Below are 19,147 nucleotides of genomic sequence, written 5' to 3'. Positions count from 1 at the left end.
GGTTTGCCGTGAGTGGAAAGAACAGCAAGACCTGGCTGGCGGTAGCCGGCGCGATCGTGGTGGCCGGCGCCATCGGCGTGGGATGGTGGATGGGCAAGGGCGGCCAACCGTCCGCGCCCGCAACGCCGCAGACGGCTACGCCGGCGGCGACCACGGCCGCGCCCGCCGCGACGGGCGGCGCCGCCAAGCCCGAGGCCCTGCCGGCCACGGCCACGGTTGGCACTGCCGACGCCTTCGCGGTGCTCAATTGCCAGCCGCGCCAGTACAACGATTCGCTGGCGCTGGCGGTCACCTTCACGCAGCCGGTCGAGGCCAAGGCCGACCTGAGCAAGTTCCTGCAGGTCACCGACACGGGCGCCGCCTCGGGCAAACCCGACCAGGACACCGAGCGCAGCGCCAACGGCCAGCAGCCGAGCTCCGTCCAGCCGGGCGACGCCGCGCCCAAGGGCAAGATCGTCCAGGGCAACTGGGTGGTCGGCTCCAATCCGCGCATGGTGTATTTCCCCTACGTCCAGCCGCAACGCTCGTATTCGGTTTCGGTGCGCGCGGGCCTGCCGGGCCAGGGCGACAAGGTTGCGCTGGCCACGGGCTCGCACTGCGACGTGGTGACCGACGCCATGCCGCCTTCGTTCTATTTCGCCAGCCGCGGCGTGGTGCTGCCGGCCGGCCAGAACGGCGGCCTGCCGGTGGCGACCGTCAACATGCCCGAAGTCGACGTGCAATTCCTGCGCGTCGCGCCCGAGCGCGTGCCGGAACTGTTCGAGTCGGTGCTGGGCATCGGCCGCAGCACGGCCTCGTCGGATGAAGAGGAATCCGGCGGCTACGACGAAGACGATTGGCGCTATGCCGGCAACCGCAGCCTGAAGGGCTCGGTCAGCAACTGGGACCTGGACCGCCTGAACACGCTGACCACCAGCGTCTACCAGGGCCGCTTCCTGACGGACGACAAGCCGAACCGCCGCCACGTCACCTTCCTGCCGGTCGAAGGCATCAAGGAATTGCAGGAACCCGGCATCTACGTCGCGGTGATGAGCCAGCCCGGCCGTTTCCGCTATGAGTACCAGGTCACCTATTTTTATGTCAGCGACATCGGCCTGCACGCGCGCCGCTACAGCGATCGCATCGAGGCCTACTCGGTGTCGCTCAAGAGCGGCCAGGCGATCTCCGGCGCGCTGTTCGAACTGGTGGACGGCGCCGGCAAGGTGCTGGCCAAGGCCCAGGCCGACGGCCAGGGCCACGTGCGCTTTGACGGCAGCTTCACCAACGCCCGCGTCATCCGCGCCTCGCGCGACAAGGAAATGACCGTGCTGGCGCTGGCCGAACCGGCGCTGGACCTGTCCGAATTCGATACCGGCGGCCACATTTCCCGCCCCAACAACCTGTTCGTCTACGCCGGCCGCAACCTCTATCGCCCCGGTGAAACCTTCCACGTGTCGGTGCTGCCGCGCGACCTCGACGGCCGCGTGATGCCGCCGTCGCCGCTGACAGCGACCCTCAAGCGCCCCGACGGCCGCGTGGTCTCGACCAATCTGTGGCAGCCCGCCAAGGACCTGCAGGGCTACGTCGAACGCGCCATCGATCTGCCGCCGGACGCCCAGACCGGCGCCTGGATGCTGGAATTGCGCGTTGATCCCGCTTCGCGCGCGCCGGATGCCTCTTGGAAGTTCCAGGTCGAGGAATTCCTGCCCGAACGCATGAAGATGGCGCTGACCTCCGACCAGGACGTGTTGTCGCCGGACGACACCCTGACCGTCGACGTGCAGGGCGACTATCTGTATGGCGCGCCGGCCGCCGGCAACCGCCTGCTGTCCAGCTTCCAGGTCAAGCGCGACCGCTACGCGTTGCCGCAGCAATGGCCCGGCTTCATTTTCGGCGACGTGGACGATGATTCCCGCCGCCATTTCGAGGAACTGCCGGAAGCGGCGCTGGATTCGACCGGCGCCGCGCAACTGGAGGTCGAACCGCGCACCGAAGGCACCCATTCGCCGATGAAAGTGCGGGTTTCGGCCAGCCTGCTGGAATCGGGCGGCCGCCCGGTGGTGCGCTCGATCGAGCGCAGCGTCTGGCCCGCCGACAAGCTGATTGCCGTGCGTCCGCAGTTCGACAGCGATGTCGCGCGCGAAGGCGCCCCGGCCGCCTTCGAAGTGCTGCGCGTGGACGCGCAGGGCAAGATCGCGCCGCTGGCGCAGGCCCAGATGCGCCTGTACCGCGAGGAACGCCAGTACTACTGGCGCTTCGACGACCAGCGCGGCTGGAACAGCGGCTACACCGAAACCGAGGAACTGCTGGACTCGCGCGAGATCGCGCTGAAGGACCGCAGCCAGTTCACGGTGCCGGTCAAGTGGGGCCGCTACCGCCTGGAAATCGCCGATCCCGAGACCGGCGAAACCCTGCGCTACCGCTTCTACGCGGGCTGGGACGCCCAGGACGCCGACGCCATGGGCAACCGCCCCGATCGCGTCCAGATGAAGCTGGAAGGCGTGCCCGCCAAGCCGGGCGACAGCGTCAAGCTGACCCTGACGCCGCCGCACGACGGCCAGGCCCTGATCACCGTCGAAGGCGACCGCATGCTGTGGTCGACCTGGGTGGCCGTGAAGGCGACCGGCACGCAAGTGGAAATCCCGATCGACAAGAGCTGGAAGCGCCATGACCTGTACGTGGCCGCGGCGGTGTTCCGCCCCGGCAGCGAAGGCGACCGCGTGACGCCGGCGCGCGCGCTGGGCCTGACGTTCCTGCCGATCGCCAGCGCCGACCGCAAGCTCGACGTCAAGCTGAGCGCCGCCGCCAAGACCGAACCCGAGACCAAGACCACGGTCCGCGTGAAGGTCGATGGCGCGCAGGGCAAGCAGGCCATGGTGACGCTGTCGGCGGTCGACGTCGGCATCCTCAACATCAACCAGTACCGCACGCCCGATCCGCTGGACTTCTTCTTCGGCAAGCACCGCTACGCGCCCGAACTGCTGGACATGTACGGCAAGCTGATCGAGAAGATGGACGGCACCAAGGGCAAGCTGAAGTGGGGCGGCGACGCCGCCATGCGCGGCGACAGCAAGAGCCTGCCCAAGAAGGTCAAGCTGGTCGACCTGTTCTCGGGTCCGGTCAAGCTCAACGACAAGGGCGAGGCCGACATCCCGCTGGACCTGCCCGACTTCAACGGCACGCTGCGCCTGATGGCCGTCGCGTTCACCGCCGACAACTACGGCAGCACCGACGCCGAAATGGTGGTGGCGGCGCCGATCGTGGCCGAGCTGAACACGCCGCGCTTCATCACCCCGGGCGACCAGGCCGCCATCGCGCTGGACGTGACCAACCTGAGCGGCTCCGACCAGAAGGTGACGGTCAAGCTGGAAGCGCTGGATCCGGTCGGCATCGTCGACGGCACCCGCACCGTGACGCTCAAGGACAAGCAACGCACCACGCTGCGCTTCACCGCCAGCACCACCGGCTCGTATGGCCTGGGCCTGATGCGCCTGACCGTGGACGGGCAGGGCGGCGCCAAGCCGATCCACATCGTGCGCGAATCAGTGCTGCAGGTGCAGCCGGCCTACGCGGCCGAGCGCCAGGTGCGCCGCCTGCGCCTGAACCCGGGCGAGTCGAACACGCCGCAGGCGTCGTGGGTGGCGTCCTACTATCCGGACTCCACCACGGTCAGCATGACGGTCTCGAACCGTCCGCCGATCAACGTCAACCGCGTGGTCGAAGGCCTGCTCAACTACCCCTATGGTTGCACCGAGCAGACCATCAGCGCGACCCTGCCGTGGGTGCTGATCGACGAAGAAGCGGCCAAGCAGTTCGGCCTCAAGCCGCGCACCCAGGCCGAGCGCGAAGCCAAGGTGGCTGGCGCCATCGGCCGCCTGTCCGGCATGCGCAACGCCGTCGGCTCCTACAATCTGTGGAGCAGTTCTTCGGCGCGCGACGTGTGGCTGACGGCCTACGCCGTGGGCTTCCTGCAGGATGCGCGCGACAAGGGCTTCACCATCCCCGAGGCCTCGCTGGACCGTTCGCGCCAGTGGCTGCTGGAGCAGGTGCAGCAGAGCAGCGGTTCGTTCGGCACCTGGTCGGCCAACCTGAAGCGCGACTTCGAGTCGGGCCGCCTGGACAGCAGCGGGCTGAGCGTGCTGCGCGAAGACCATCGCCGCTTCGCCGGCCTGGCCACGGCCGCCCTGGCGCTGGCGCGTGACAAGAAGGCGCCGCTGTCGACGGTTCGCCAGCTGTTCGACAACTACCAGGACCGCGCGCGTTCGCCGCTGCCCCTGATCCAGCTGGCCGCCGCGTTCAAGCTGATGGGCGACGAAGGGCGCATGAAGAGCGCGCTCGACCTGGCCATGACGCGCGAATACGGCATCACCCGCCGCGCCAACAGCTACTACGACGACTGGCTCGGCGACTACGGCAGCGCCGTGCGCGACTACGCGCTGGCGTACGCGCTGGCCAACCAGTACGAGCTGCGCCATGACCGCGTCGAGAACCTGATGACGCAACTGGCCGCGCGCATGGGCAACCGTTCGTACCTGTCGACGCAGGAACAGATGGCCCTGCTGCTGGCCGCGCGCGCCGCCGGCGGCGACAAGTCGACTCCGTGGCAGGCCGCGCTGACCGTCAACGGCGTGCGTAAGGAGCTGGAAGGCGGCAGGTCCGACCGCACCGTGTCGCTGAGCGCGGCCGAGCTGGCCGGCACGCAGTTGCTCAACACCGGCAGCCAGTCGCTCTTCATCGAGTACGACATCCAGGGCAGCCCGACCACGGTGCCCGCGCCGCGCAACGACGTGATCCAGCTCAAGCGCGGCTGGTACCGTCCGGACGGCAAGCCGTGGGATGGCGGCACGCTGCAGACCGGCGACATGCTGGTGGTGTGGGTCCAGGCCAGCGCCAACCAGAACATCCCGGATGGCCTGCTGGTGGACCGCGTGCCCGCCGGCTTCGAGGTCGAGAACCTGAACCTGTCGCAAAGCCCCGAAATGCAGGACTGGAGCATCGGCGGGCGCCGCGTGGCCGACGCAATGGCCGACCCCAACATCAAGCACCGCGAATTCCGCGATGATCGTTATGTTGCGGCGGTTTCGCTGGGTCGCGGCAAGGTGGACGTGTTCTACCTGGTGCGGGTCGTGACGCCGGGCCGCTACGCGGTGCCGTCGACCGTGGCCGAAGACATGTACCGGCCCGAGATCCGTGGCGTAGGCGAGCAATGGAGCACGGTCGAGATCCGCGATCGCAGCGCCAAGCAGCGTCCTTGAACACCGCCGCCACCCCGCCGGCGGGCGCCTCGCGCGCCCGCCGCTGGCGGCGGCGCGGACTCTTCGCGGCCAGCGTGTTGTCAGCGCTGGCCGCGTTGTTATTCGTGCTCGACCGCCTCTATCCCTTGCCGACCATCGACTCCGGCGGCGCGGCCGTGGTGGTCGCCGCCGACGGCACGCCGCTGCGCAACTATCCCAGCCGCGACGGCATCTGGCGCTACCCGGTCAAGCCTGACCAGGTGTCGCCGCACTACCTCGATACGCTGCTGACCTACGAGGACCGCTGGTTCTACTGGCACCCCGGCGTCAACCCGGTGTCGCTGGCGCGCGCCGGCTGGCAATGGGCCACCAACCGCCGCATCGTTTCGGGCGGTTCGACCCTGACGATGCAGGTGGCGCGCCTGATCGACCCGCAACTGGCCGGCAAGCCGTCGCGCTCGATGAGCGCCAAGCTGCGCCAGGCCTGGCGCGCGGTGCAGCTGGAAATGCACTACAGCAAGGATGAGATCCTGTCGCTGTACCTGACCCACGCGCCCATGGGCGGCATTGTCGAGGGCGTGGAAATGGGCTCGCGCCTGTGGCTGGGCAAGCCGGCGCGCGATCTCAGCCCGGCCGAGGCCGCCATGCTGACCGCCTTGCCGCAGGCCCCGTCGCGGCTGCGGCCGGACCGCCATCCCCAGGCCGCGCAGGCGGCGCGCGACAAGGTCCTGGATCGCATGGTGGAGCTTGGCCGCTGGACGCCGGCCGAGGTGGCTGACGCCAAGATCGAGCAGGTGGTGGCGCCGCCGCTGCGGGCCCGCTGGCTGGCGCCGCTGGCGGCGCAGCGCCTGTTGCAGGAGGCCGGCCGGCCGCAGGCGGGTTCGCGCCGTCCCGGCAGCCGTCCGCCGCTGCTGACCTCGACGCTGGACGCCGACATGCAGGCCGCGGTCGAGCGCATGCTGCTGGACCGCGTCGACAACCTGCCGCCCAAGGTTTCGATGGCGGTGCTGGTGATGGACAACGACACGCTGGAGGTCAAGGCCTACGCCGGTTCCGCCGATTTTTCCGATGATTCCCGCTACGCCCACGTGGATATGGTGCGCGGCGTGCGCTCGCCCGGCTCGACGCTCAAGCCGTTCCTGTACGCCCAGGCGCTGGACGACGGCCTGATCCACTCGGAAAGCCTGCTGATCGATGCGCCGCTGTCGTTTGGCGGCTACGCGCCGGGCAATTTCCAGGCGTCGTTCTCGGGGCCGGTCAGCGTGGCGCAGGCGCTGCAGCGCTCGCTCAACGTGCCGGCGGTGGACCTGCTGGACCGCGTCGGGCCGACCCGCTTTGCGTCGGTTATGCTGACGGGCGGGGTCTGGTTACGTTTGCCCGCCGGGGCCGAACCGAATCTGAGCTTGATTTTGGGCGGGGGCGGCACCACATTGGAAGAACTGGTGGGTGCTTATCGGGCCCTGGCCCGTGGCGGCATTTCCGGGCGCGCGCGCCTGCGGCCGGAGCAGCCCCGGGTCGAGTCCCGTATGATGAGTGCTGGCGCGGCCTGGATTGTGCGTGACATCCTGGAAGGCGGCGGCCACCCGGACCGGCCCTTTTATCAGTCGGGCAGCCCGGCGCGGCAACTGGCCTGGAAAACCGGGACGAGTTTCGGATTCCGGGATGCCTGGGCGGTCGGTGTGACCGACAGCTGGACGATCGGCGTGTGGGTAGGCCGGCCGGACGGCACCCCCAACCCCGGATTTTTCGGGGCGAATGTGGCGGCGCCGCTACTACAGGATATCGTGGCGGCCCTGCCGGAAGGCGCCCAGCACGTGCGCGTGCGGCCCGCCACGGTGCAGCCGGTCGTGACCTGCTGGCCGCTGGGTTACCGGCTGGGCAGCGTGCCGTCGGGCGAATGCCCCGAGCAGCGCGCGGCCTGGGCCTTGAATGACACGGTGCCGCCGTCGTTCGCCGGCTATGCCGATGCCACCCAAGGGCCGTTGCGCCTGGGGGGCGTGGCCACCGGGTCGGTATTGCGGCCGGTGCCTGGCAGCGCGCAGGTGGCGGTGGATGTGGATGTGCAGGGCGCCGAAGGCGAAGTTTGGTGGATGCTCGATGGTCGCGTGGTGGGTCATGCCGCGTCGGGTCGTCCGTTTAATCTGGTGCTGACGCGGGACGGACGGTATACGCTTACCGTCATGGACGCGCAAGGCCGTCATGACAGCGTGGTTTTTGAAATCGCTGGCGTTACGCCCTGATCGGCATAGAATATGAATCGTGTATTTGCCCGCTTCGATGCGTTACGGAGGAAGCGTGATTTCCCAAGAGCTTGAAGTCAGCCTGCATATGGCTTTTGTCGAGGCCCGTTCGGCCCGGCACGAATTTATTACCGTCGAGCACCTGTTGCTCGCGCTGCTCGATAACGCTTCCGCCGTCGAAGTGTTGCGCGCCTGCGCCGCCAACCTGGATGACCTGCGCCGCAACCTGCGTCAGTTCGTTTCGGAAAACACGCCGGTGATCCCCAGCGGCGCGGAAGTCGACACCCAGCCCACGCTGGGTTTCCAGCGCGTCATCCAGCGCGCGATCATGCACGTGTCCGCGGGCGGCACCGGCAAGAAGCCGGTCACCGGCGCGAACGTGCTCGTGGCCATTTTCGGCGAAAAGGATTCGCACGCCGTGTACTACCTGCAACAGCAGGGCGTGACGCGGCTGGACGTGGTGAATTTCCTGTCGCATGGCATTACCAAACAGCCACAGGTGGAGTCCGCCGCCGTGCAGAAAGAGCAGCAAACCAATGGTGAAGAACAGGGCGAATCGCGCCAGTCGCCGCTGGACCAGTATGCGACCGACCTGAACGCCGCGGCGTTGGCCGGGCGCATCGACCCGCTGATCGGGCGCGAGCACGAAGTCGAGCGCGTGATCCAGGTGTTGTGCCGCCGCCGCAAGAACAACCCGCTGCTGGTCGGCGAGGCCGGCGTGGGCAAGACCGCCATCGCCGAGGGCCTGGCCTGGCGCATCACGCGCGGCGAGGTTCCCGAGATCCTGCAGGCCGCGCAAGTGTTCGCGCTGGACATGGGCGCGCTGCTGGCGGGCACCAAGTACCGCGGCGATTTCGAGCAACGCCTGAAGGGCGTGCTCAAGCAGATCCGCGGCAATCCCGACGCCATCCTGTTCATCGACGAAATCCACACGCTGATCGGCGCCGGCTCGGCGTCGGGCGGCACGCTGGACGCGTCCAACCTGCTCAAGCCGGCCCTGTCCTCGGGTCAGCTCAAGTGCATCGGCGCCACCACGTACACCGAATACCGCGGTGTCTTCGAGAAAGACCACGCGCTGTCGCGCCGCTTCCAGAAGATCGACGTGGCCGAGCCCAGCGTCGAGCAGACCGTGCAGATCCTGCGCGGCCTGAAGAGCCGCTTCGAGGAACACCACAACGTGCGCTATTCGGCCGCGGCGCTGTCGGCCGCCGCCGAGCTGTCGGCGCGCTTCATCAACGACCGCCACCTGCCCGACAAGGCCATCGACGTGATCGACGAGGCCGGCGCCGCGCAGCGCCTGTTGCCGCGTTCGCGCCAGAAGAAGGTGATCGGCAAGGTCGACATCGAGAACATCGTTTCCAAGATCGCGCGCATTCCGCCGCAGTCGGTTTCCAACGACGACCGCAGCAAGCTCGCCACGCTCGACCGCGACCTCAAGACCGTCGTGTTCGGCCAGGACAACGCCATCGAGGCCTTGTCCGCCGCCATCAAGATGGCGCGCTCGGGCCTGGGCAAGCCGGAAAAGCCGATCGGCGCCTTCCTGTTCTCCGGCCCCACCGGCGTCGGCAAGACCGAAGTCGCGCGCCAGCTGGCCTTCACGCTGGGCGTGGAGCTGCTGCGCTTCGACATGTCCGAGTACATGGAACGCCATGCGGTGTCGCGCCTGATCGGCGCGCCGCCGGGATACGTCGGTTTCGACCAGGGGGGCTTGCTGACCGAGGCCATCACCAAGCAGCCGCATTGCGTGCTGCTGCTCGATGAAATCGAAAAGGCCCACCCGGACGTCTTCAACATCCTGCTGCAGGTCATGGACCATGGCACGCTGACGGACAACAACGGCCGCAAGGCGGACTTCCGCAACGTCATCCTCATCATGACGACCAACGCGGGCGCCGAGACCTTGAACCGTCCGTCCATCGGCTTCGCCAATTCGCGTGTGGTGGGCGACGAAATGGCGGAAATCCGCCGCATGTTCACGCCCGAGTTCCGCAACCGGCTGGATGCGATCATCCCGTTCGCGCCGCTGGATCGCGAGATCATCCTGCGCGTGGTCGACAAGTTCCTGATGCAGCTCGAAGACCAGTTGCACGAGCGCCGCGTCGAAGCCGTGTTCACCACGGCCCTGCGCGAGCACCTGGCCAAGGAAGGCTTCGACCCGCTGATGGGCGCCAGGCCGATGCAGCGCCTGATCCAGGACACCATCCGGCGCGCGCTGGCCGACGAGCTGCTGTTCGGCAAGCTGGTCGATGGCGGCACCGTCACGGTGGACCTGGACGAGGCCGGCAAGGTCACGCTGGACTTCGACGACCACGGCAAGCCGCCGTCGGCCGCCCCGGACAAGCAGGAAGTCGAACTCGTCGAATGAGGGCCTGCTCCCCCTAAAAGAAGCCTCGCATGAGTACCCAAATGAGTGACTATCAAGGCGCGAAGCGCAGTCGTGGCGGCCCCCCGGCGAGCATTCGCAACGCTGAGAGGCGCTCATTTGGGTACTCACCCTTCGGGCAGGCCTGTAATCGGCTGCCAGGCGTCGTTGCGCTCACCTTGCGTGGCGGAGCCACGCGGCGGCGATCACGCCTAGCCTGGCAGCCGATTACAGGCCTGTGCGAGGCTTCTTTTAGGGGGAGCAGGCCCTGCCTATGACGACCGCGGAGAGCCAGCCGCTGATCGAGTGCGAGCACTGCGCAAGCATCTATCGCCGACATCAGCTCGAACCTGGCGAGACCGCCAATTGCGCCCGCTGCGGTGCCACCCTGTGGCGCTACAGCGGGCTTACTTTGTCCAATTGGCTGGCGCTTGCCATCGCCGCGCTGATCATCTTCGGCGTGGCCAATGCCTATCCGGTCGCCTCGATGTCGGTGCAGGGCATGGTGCAGCAGGCCTCGCTGCTCGATGCCATCGACATCACCTGGCGCCAGGGGCATTACACCGTGGCCGTCATGACCGGGCTGGCGGGCTTCGTGCTGCCGCTGGTCCAGCTGGCGGTGTTGTTGTGGGTGCTGGGCCCGCTGTCGCGCGGCGTCGAGCCGGCGGCGTTCCGGAGCGCGATGCGATTGCTGGGCCTGTTGCGGCCATGGTGCATGGTGCCGGTGTTCCTGCTCGGCGTGCTGGTGGCGGTGGTCAAGCTGGCCGGCATGGCGGCCGTTTCGCCCGGCATCGGCCTGTTCGCCTTTGGCGTGCTCACCATCTTCCTGACCATGCTGGGCCGCCTGACGCCGCACGTGCTGTGGCGCTACGCCGAAAGCGAGGGCGTGGTGCCGGTGCACGTGCCCGAGGCCGGCCCCGACGTGGTGCTGACAGGCTGTCATGTCTGTGGCCAGGTGCAGGCCGTGCCGCGCGACGCCGATCCCGAGGAAGAACACCACTGCGTGCGTTGCCACGCCGTGGTCCATTACCGCAAGCCTGATCACCTGAATCGCACCTGGGCCCTGTTGCTGGCGGCCGTGGTGTTCTATATTCCCGCCAACGTGCTGCCGGTGATGAAAGTCAGTTCGGTGCTGGGCGACAGCGCCCACACCATCCTGGGCGGCGTGGTGGAACTGTGGGACATGGGCTCCTGGGACATCGCGCTGATCGTCTTCATCGCCAGCGTGGCGGTGCCGCTGACCAAGTTGCTGGCGCTGATCCTGTTATTGTTGACCGAGCAGTGGCGCAGCACCACCAACCTGCGCCCGCGCACGCGGCTGTACCAGATGGTCGAATTCATCGGCCAATGGTCGATGCTGGACGTGTTCGTCGTGATCCTGCTGGCGGCCCTGGCCGATTTCCAGGGCCTGATGGAAATCAGTGCCGGCGCGGGCGCCGCGGCCTTCGGCGTGGTGGTCATCCTGACCATGCTGTCAGCCATGAGCTTCGACCTGCGCCGCAGTTGGGACCTGGAAGCGGTAAGTGAGTTGGACGCCACGGAGCCGGCAGCGGGCCGGCGCCCGGCGTCCGCTGGCGTGGAAGCGGGCTGAGTCCGGCGCGGCGCTGTCTGCCGCCTGGCGTTGTTCAAGAAGAAAAGGAAAAACCGATGTCCGACCAAGCACCTGGATCTGGTGAAGGGAAGTACGCGTCACCCACGATCTCGCGCAAGCGCAAGAGCCGGATTTCATGGATCTGGCTGGTGCCCGTCGTTGCGGCGCTGATGGGCCTGTCGCTGGTGGTGCGCACCTGGATGCAGGCCGGCCCCGACCTGTCGATCGAATTCAATACGGCCGAGGGGCTGGAAGTCGGCAAGACCCAGCTGCGCTACAAGGACGTGAACGTCGGCACCGTCAGGTCCATCGGTTTCAACGCCGATCGCAGCAAGGTGGTGGTGCAGGCCGAGCTGTCCAAGGATGTGGCCGATCTGGCGCGCGAGGGCACCAACTTCTGGGTGGTGCGCCCGCGCCTGGACGTCAGCGGCGTGTCGGGCCTGGGCACCTTGTTGTCCGGCGCCTACATCGGCGTCGATGCGGTCGAGGGCAAGGACTCGTCCAAGAAGGCGACCAAGTTGCATTTCGTCGGCCTGGAAACCCCGCCCGCCGTGACGCATGACCGCGCCGGCAAGCGCTTCAAGCTCAAGGCGGCGGACCTGGGGTCGCTGGACATCGGTTCGCCGGTGTATTTCCGCCGCATCAACGTGGGCCGCGTGATCGGCTACGAACTCGACAAGACCGGCAATGCCGTCAATGTCGAGGTATTCGTCGACGCGCCCAACGACAAGTTCGTGACCAATGGCACCCGTTTCTGGAACGCCAGCGGCGTGGACTTCAGCGTCAACGCCGAAGGCCTGAAGGTCCGCACCCAGTCGCTGGTGTCGATGGCGGTGGGCGGCGTGGCGTTCGAGCCGGTCTACAGCGCGCGCGACGCCAACACGCCGGCGGCGGCCGATACGCACTTCGAGCTGTATGCCACGGAGGCGGCGGCCAAGGCCAACCCGGACGGCGAAGCCTTCCCGATCCGCATGCGCTTTGATCAGTCGATCCGCGGTCTGGCGGTGGGCGCGGCGATCGACTTCTCGGGCATCACGCTGGGCAACGTCACCCAGATCAACATGGATTTCGATCCCGTCAGCAAGCGCTTCTTCGCGCTGGTGGACGCCACGCTGTATCCGGAACGCCTGGGCCGGGTCTACGACGAGGTGCGCGAGCACGCCATCAAGGACGGCGACGAGGCCGGCGGACGCCTGCTGGGCATCATGATCAAGCATGGCCTGCGCGCCCAGTTGCGTACCGCCAACCTGCTGACCGGCCAGCTGTACGTGGTGCTGGACGAGTTCCCCAACGTCAAGCCGGTGGAATTCAAGATGACCACGCCGGCCATGATCCCGACCGTGCCGGGCCAGCTCGACCAATTGCAGCAGCAGGTCAGCAACATCGTCGCCAAGATCGACAAGATTCCGTTCGACAAGATCGGCGAGGACCTGCGGACCACGCTGGCCAGCACCTCCAAGCTGATGAACCGCCTGGACAAGCAGGTCGCGCCCGAGGCCCAGGGCGTGCTCAAGCAGGCGCGCGACTCCATGGCCAACCTCAATGCGCTGCTGGCCTCGGATGCCTCGCTGCCGGTCAACGCCGAGAAGGCCATGCAGGAATTGAGCCGCGCCGCCCGTTCGCTGCGGGCGCTGGCCGACTTCCTGCAATCGAATCCCGAATCGCTGCTGCGCGGCCGCGGCCAGGACCCGATCCCCGGCGCCGGCCCCGTCAGGAACTGAACCCATGACCCGACTCCGTTTCCGCCCCTTCCCGACTTCCCGTCCCGGCGCGTTTGGCCGCGGCCTGGCGTTGCTGGCCCTGCCGCTGCTGCTGGCCGCCTGCGCCTCATCGCCGCCCGTGCATTACTACACGCTGCAAGGGCCGGCGCCGAAGCCCCCGGCCGTGCCTCGCGCCGCCGCGCCGTTCCTGCTGGAAGTGCAGGGTGTCAACGTCGCGTCGCAGGCGGATCAGCCGCAATTGATGGTGCGCACGGGCGACGGCAGCGTGGCGGCGATGTATTCCGAGCGCTGGAGTTCGCCCTTGGGTGACGAGATCCGCGGCGCGCTGTCCGACGCGCTCAAGCACGACCTGGGCGCGCTGGACGTGCAGGTGGTCAAGCCTGGTCCCGCCGCGCCGGTGTGGCGGGTCCAGACCGACGTGCAGCGGTTTGACCTGGTGTCGGGCAGCATGGCGCAACTGGACGCAACCTGGCGGGTGCGGCCGGTAAACCTCAAGGGCCAGGGTCTGCTGTGCCGCAGCGTCGTCACCGAAACCGTGACGCAGGCCGGCATACCGGCGCTGGTCGCCGCGCAGCAGCGCGCGGTGGCCGCGCTGGCGGGCGCCATGGCGTCCGCCATGCGCGGGCAGACGCCGGATAGCGGCGGCGCGGTACAGATGCTGGGCTGCTCGCCGCTGCCCGATGCGGACAAGTCATAAACGGGGACGGGCAGGGCGCCAAAACCTGCCGTGATCTCAAACGGTTAACCCCTAGGGTTAACCTTAATACAAACCAGGTTGCAACCTGACTAGCATACGGTCCTACCGATGCCGGGCCCCTTTGCGTGCCCGGTGTGACCTCTGCCATGCGACAGGAAGCAATCTCTTATGGCCAGCACCACCCTCGGCGTCAAGGTCGATGACGCGCTGCGCGACCGCCTGAAGGCCGCCGCGCAAAAACTCAATTGCACGCCGCACTGGCTGCACAAGCAGGCGATTCTCGCCTACCTGGACAAGATCGAGCGTGGCCACCTGCCGGCCGAGATGTCCCACCTGGGCGGCGACGAGGGAGGCGATGAAGACGGCGGTGAGCACCAGGCCGCCGCCACGCCGCCGTTCTACGAGTTCGGCCAGGACGTGCAGCCGCAATCGGTGCTGCGCGCGGCCATCACGGCGGCCTATCGCCGGCCCGAGCCCGAGTGCGTGCCGCTGTTGCTGGGCCAGGCTCGCATGCCGAACCTGGAAAAAGTGCATGCCATGGCCAGCGACCTGGTCAAGAAGCTGCGCGGCAAGCGCAGCGGCGGCGGCGTCGAGGGACTGATCCAGGAATTCTCGCTGTCCAGCCAGGAGGGCGTGGCGCTGATGTGCCTGGCCGAGGCGCTGCTGCGCATTCCCGACCGCGCCACGCGCGATGCGCTGATCCGCGACAAGGTCTCGCGCGGCGACTGGAAATCGCACATGGGCGGTTCGCAGTCGCTGTTCGTCAACGCCGCCACCTGGGGCCTGATGATCACCGGCAAGCTGGTGGCCGTGAGCAGCGAGCAGTCGCTGTCCAAGGCGCTGACGCGCCTGATCGGCAAGGGCGGCGAGCCGCTGGTGCGCAAGGGCGTGAACATCGCCATGCGCATGATGGGCGAGCAGTTCGTGTCGGGCCAGACCATTTCCGAGGCGCTGGCCAACAACCGCAAGATGGAAGGCCGCGGCTTCCGCTATTCGTACGACATGCTGGGCGAAGCGGCCACCACGGCCGAGGACGCCGAGCGCTATTACGCTTCGTACGAGCAGGCCATCCACGCCATCGGCAAGGCCGCCGCCGGCCGCGGCATCTATGAAGGCCCCGGCATCTCCATCAAGCTGTCGGCGCTGCACCCGCGCTATTCGCGCGCCCAGCGCGAACGCGTCATGGCCGAGCTGCTGCCGCGCGTGAAGGCGCTGACCATCCTGGCGCGCAGCTACGACATCGGCCTGAACATCGATGCCGAAGAAGCCGACCGCCTGGAAATCTCGCTGGATCTGCTGGAGGCGCTGTGCTTCACGCCCGAGCTGGAAGGCTGGAATGGCATCGGCTTCGTGATCCAGGCCTACCAGAAGCGCGCGCCGTTCGTCATCGACTACGTCATCGACCTGGCGCGCCGCAGCCGTCATCGCGTGATGGTGCGCCTGGTCAAGGGCGCCTACTGGGACAGCGAGATCAAGCGCGCCCAGGTCGATGGCCTGGAGGGCTATCCGGTCTACACCCGCAAGGTCTACACCGACGTGGCCTACCTGGCCTGCGCCCGCAAGCTGCTGGGCGCGCCGGAAGCCGTATATCCGCAGTTCGCCACCCACAACGCCTACACGCTGTCGGCGATCTACCAGCTGGCTGGCCAGAACTACTACCCGGGCCAGTATGAATTCCAGTGCCTGCACGGCATGGGCGAACCGCTGTATGACGAGGTGGTCGGGCCGCTGGCGCAGGGCAAGCTGAACCGTCCGTGCCGCATCTACGCCCCGGTCGGCACGCACGAAACGCTGCTGGCCTACCTGGTGCGCCGCCTGCTGGAAAACGGCGCCAATACCTCGTTCGTCAACCTGATCGGCGACGAGAGCATTCCGGTCGAGACCCTGGTGGCCGACCCGGTCGAGGCCGCCTCGCGCATCGTGCCGCTGGGCGCGCCGCACGAGAAGATTCCGCTGCCGCGCGAGCTTTACGGCAATCCGCAACAGGGCGCGCGCGCCAACTCCGCGGGCCTGGACCTGAGCAACGAACACCGCCTGGGCTCGCTGTCGGCCGCGCTGCTGGCCAGCGCCGCCACGCCCTGGCGCGCCGCGCCCATGCTGGGCGAGGGCGACGGCGCCTGGGACGCGGCGCGCGCCATCGAGGTGCGCAACCCCGCCAACCTGCGCGACGTGGTCGGCCATGTCATCGAGGCCAATGGCGAAGAGGCCGAGGCCGCCCTGCGCGCCGCGGCCAATGCCGCGCCCATCTGGCAGTCGACCCCGGTGGCCGAGCGCGCGCAATGCCTGCGCCGCGCCGCGCAACTGCTGGAAGAGCAGATGCAGACCCTGCTGGGCCTGATCGTGCGCGAGGCCGGCAAGTCGCTGCCCAACGCCATCGCCGAAGTGCGCGAGGCGGTGGACTTCCTGCGCTACTACGCCGACCAGGCCGACCGCGAATTCAGCAACGACACGCACCGCCCGCTGGGCACGGTGCTGTGCATCAGCCCCTGGAATTTCCCGCTGGCCATCTTCACCGGCCAGGTCGCGGCCGCGCTGGCCGCCGGCAACACCGTGCTGGCCAAGCCCGCCGAGCAGACGCCGCTGATCGCGGCGCAGGCGGTGGCGATCCTGCGCGCCGCCGGCGTGCCGGCCGGCGCGGTGCAACTGTTGCCCGGCCGTGGCGAGACCGTGGGCGCGCAACTGGTGGCCAGCCCCGGCGTGCGTGGCGTGATGTTCACCGGCTCGACCGACGTGGCGCGCATCATCGCGCGCACGCTGGCCGATCGGCTGGACGACGACGGCCATACCATTCCGCTGATCGCCGAGACCGGCGGCCAGAACGCCATGGTGGTGGATTCGTCGGCGCTGTCCGAGCAGGTGGTATTCGACGTGCTCAGCTCGGCCTTCGATTCGGCCGGCCAGCGCTGTTCCGCGCTGCGCGTGCTATGCGTGCAGGAAGACAACGCCGATCACGTCCTGACCATGCTGCGCGGCGCGATGCGCGAACTGAGCGTGGGCAACCCGGACCGCCTGTCGGTCGACGTCGGCCCGGTCATCGACACCGAGGCGCGCAACGGCATCCAGCGCCACATCGACGCGATGCGCACGGCCGGCCACCGGGTGGACCAGGTCGAGCTGAACGGCGAATGCCGCCACGGCACCTTCGTGGCGCCCACCATCATCGAGATCGACCACATCAGCGAACTGACGCGCGAAGTGTTCGGCCCGGTGCTGCACGTGGTGCGCTACGCCCGCGATGAGCTGGACGCGTTGCTGGACGCCATCAATGGCACCGGCTACGGCCTGACCTTCGGCGTGCACACCCGCATCGACGAAACCATTGCCCACGTGACCGGCCAGGTCCATGCCGGCAACGTCTACGTCAACCGCAACATCGTCGGCGCGGTGGTCGGGGTGCAGCCCTTTGGCGGCGAGTGCCTGTCGGGCACCGGCCCCAAGGCCGGCGGCCCGCTGTATATGTACCGCCTGCTGGGCACGCGGCCCGAGGGCCTGCCGCCGGCGCTGGACGCGGCGGCGCCGCTGCCGCAGCGCATCGCGCTGCCGGGTCCCACGGGCGAGACCAACACCTATATGGTGGAACCGCGCGGCGCGGTCTACTGCGTGGCGGCCACCGAGGCCGGCGCGCGCGCCCAGTGGGCCGCGGCGCGCCTGACGGGCAACCACGCCTGGTTCGCCGACACGCCGGCGGCGCAGGCGCTGCTGGCCACGCTGGATGCCGAGCAGCAGGGCCAGGCGGGTATCCTGGCCGATGCCGAGGTCGACCAGGCCGACTACCACGCGGTGCTGTTCGAGGGCGACGGCGACACGCTGCGCGCCCTGAACCAGCGCATCGCGCAGCGTCCGGGCGCGATCCTGGCGGTGCATGGGCTGACCTCGGACGCGTTGGCGGCCGGCGCCGCGTATGTGCCGGAACGCCTGCTTACCGAACGTTCCATCAGCGTCAATACGGCCGCGGCCGGCGGCAACGCCAGCCTCATGACCATCGGCTGAGCGTGACCGAGGGGTAACCCTTGGGAAACCAAGGGTTATCTCCAATATCTAGCGAGGTTGCACTGGAAGCAAAATCCGGTCGCACCTGAAGTTCGATTGTGGCAACCCGGCAATCGCACTCAAATAGATCACCTGGCCCAAAAGCCCAGGTATAACAAAGCCACATCCGACATACCGGAGGATTCCAATGAAGTTTCGCACCACTTTGAAGCTTGTCGCCGCCAGCATCGCCGCCGTCGGCATGGCCGCGGCCGCGCAGGCCGCCGACGTCAAGTTCGGCTTTGCCGCGCCCCTGACCGGTCCCCAGTCGCACTATGGCGAGGACATGCAGAACGGCCTGAACCTGGCGCTGGAAGAAGCCAACAAGAAGGGCGTGAAGGTCGACGGCCAGCCCGCCAAGTTCGTGCTGGTGTCGCGCGACGACCAGGCCGACCCGCGCGTCGGCGTGCAGGTGGCGCAGCAGCTGGTCGACGAGAACGTCGTCGGCATCCTGGGCCACTTCAACTCGGGCACCACGATTCCCGCTTCGCGCGTCTACCACGAAGCCGGCCTGCCGCAGATCGCCATGGCGACCTCGCCCGAGTACACCAAGCAGGGCTACGAAACCACCTTCCGCATGATGACCAGCGACACCCAGCAGGGCGCCGCGGTCGGCAAGTTCATGGTGCAGAGCCTGAAGGCCAAGAAGGTCGCCATCATCGACGACCGCACCGCCTACGGCCAGGGCCTGGCCGACGAGGTCGAGAAGGCCGTCAAGGCCGCCGGCGGCCAGGTGGTGCGCCGCGAGTACACGACCGACAAGGCCAACGACTTCACGGCCATCCTGACCAACATCAAGGGCTCGGCGCCCGACGCCATCTTCTACGGCGGCCTGGACGCGCAGTCCGGCCCGATGAAGCGCCAGTTGGCCACGCTCGGCCTGAAGGCGCCGCTGGTCTCGGGTGAAATGACCCGCAGCGACACCTTCATCAAGCTGGCCGGCGACGCCGCCGACGGCACCTACGCCTCGCTGGCCGGCGTGCCGCTGGACAAGATGGCCGCGGGCAAGGACTTCGAGCAGCGCTACCAGGCCCGCTTCAAGAAGGCCCCCGGCGTCTACGCGCCGTACGCCTATGACGGCGCCTGGAACATGATCGCGGCGATCGAAGCGGCCGGTTCGGCCAAGCCCGAGAAGTACCTGCCGGAACTGGCCAAGCTGAACCGCAAGGGCGCCACCAGCGAGCACATCGCCTACGACAAGAACGGCGACCTGAAGGAAATCTCGGTCACCATCTACGAAGTCAAGAATGGCAAGTGGGAGATGGTTGAAACGATGGTCAGCCAGGCCAACTAA

General features: G+C 67.9%; 8 protein-coding genes. All 8 read left to right on the top strand.

Going from position 1 to position 19,147, the window contains the following annotated elements:
• Positions 1-89: 89 nt before the first annotated feature.
• The 8 genes from ACVN9Z_RS25550 to ACVN9Z_RS25515 all read left to right on the top strand — a co-directional run bounded on the left by ACVN9Z_RS25550 (position 90) and on the right by ACVN9Z_RS25515 (position 19,147).
• Positions 90-5,234: an alpha-2-macroglobulin family protein gene (locus ACVN9Z_RS25550; RefSeq protein WP_227740243.1), complete on the top strand. Its 5,145-nt coding sequence runs from the start codon at positions 90-92 to the stop codon at positions 5,232-5,234.
• Entirely contained in the window at positions 5,231-7,453 is a 2,223-nt protein-coding gene (pbpC, locus tag ACVN9Z_RS25545; RefSeq protein ID WP_107315709.1) for a penicillin-binding protein 1C, read from the top strand. Before ACVN9Z_RS25550 ends, pbpC begins: the two co-directional genes overlap by 4 nt.
• A 55-nt stretch (positions 7,454-7,508) precedes the next feature.
• Positions 7,509-9,818 (top strand): ATP-dependent Clp protease ATP-binding subunit ClpA, encoded by a 2,310-nt coding sequence (clpA, locus tag ACVN9Z_RS25540; protein WP_024069529.1) that lies wholly within the window; start codon positions 7,509-7,511, stop codon positions 9,816-9,818.
• Between the two features lie 271 nt (positions 9,819-10,089).
• Positions 10,090-11,406, top strand: coding sequence for a paraquat-inducible protein A (locus ACVN9Z_RS25535; protein ID WP_458212788.1), 1,317 nt, complete (start codon positions 10,090-10,092; stop codon positions 11,404-11,406).
• Positions 11,407-11,462: 56 nt separating this feature from the next.
• Complete coding sequence (locus ACVN9Z_RS25530) at positions 11,463-13,127, top strand: PqiB family protein (protein ID WP_020928439.1); 1,665 nt, start codon at positions 11,463-11,465, stop codon at positions 13,125-13,127.
• Between the two features lie 4 nt (positions 13,128-13,131).
• Positions 13,132-13,824, top strand: a complete 693-nt coding sequence (locus ACVN9Z_RS25525) for a PqiC family protein (protein WP_047991200.1) — start codon at positions 13,132-13,134, stop codon at positions 13,822-13,824.
• 168 nt (positions 13,825-13,992) lie between these two features.
• The gene (gene putA, locus ACVN9Z_RS25520; RefSeq protein WP_047991199.1) at positions 13,993-17,814 is read left to right on the top strand and encodes a trifunctional transcriptional regulator/proline dehydrogenase/L-glutamate gamma-semialdehyde dehydrogenase; all 3,822 of its coding nucleotides are present in this window, start codon (positions 13,993-13,995) and stop codon (positions 17,812-17,814) included.
• A gap of 187 nt (positions 17,815-18,001) precedes the next feature.
• Positions 18,002-19,147 (top strand): branched-chain amino acid ABC transporter substrate-binding protein, encoded by a 1,146-nt coding sequence (locus ACVN9Z_RS25515; RefSeq protein ID WP_006383980.1) that lies wholly within the window; start codon positions 18,002-18,004, stop codon positions 19,145-19,147.

This window comes from Achromobacter sp. KK8 (assembly GCF_054188005.1).
The sequence above is the reverse complement of the archived record's forward strand: the minus strand, read 5'-3'. Positions and strand labels throughout refer to the sequence as shown.

What these genes read in the sequence shown, in the direction of transcription:
- ACVN9Z_RS25550 (WP_227740243.1), top strand. Translation starts at nt 90, where the DNA reads ATGGGCAAGGGCGGCCAACCGTCCGCGCCCGCAACGCCGCAGACGGCT.
- ACVN9Z_RS25535 (WP_458212788.1), top strand. Translation starts at nt 10,090, where the DNA reads ATGACGACCGCGGAGAGCCAGCCGCTGATCGAGTGCGAGCACTGCGCA.
- ACVN9Z_RS25530 (WP_020928439.1), top strand. Translation starts at nt 11,463, where the DNA reads ATGTCCGACCAAGCACCTGGATCTGGTGAAGGGAAGTACGCGTCACCC.
- ACVN9Z_RS25525 (WP_047991200.1), top strand. Translation starts at nt 13,132, where the DNA reads ATGACCCGACTCCGTTTCCGCCCCTTCCCGACTTCCCGTCCCGGCGCG.
- putA (WP_047991199.1), top strand. Translation starts at nt 13,993, where the DNA reads ATGGCCAGCACCACCCTCGGCGTCAAGGTCGATGACGCGCTGCGCGAC.
- ACVN9Z_RS25515 (WP_006383980.1), top strand. Translation starts at nt 18,002, where the DNA reads ATGAAGTTTCGCACCACTTTGAAGCTTGTCGCCGCCAGCATCGCCGCC.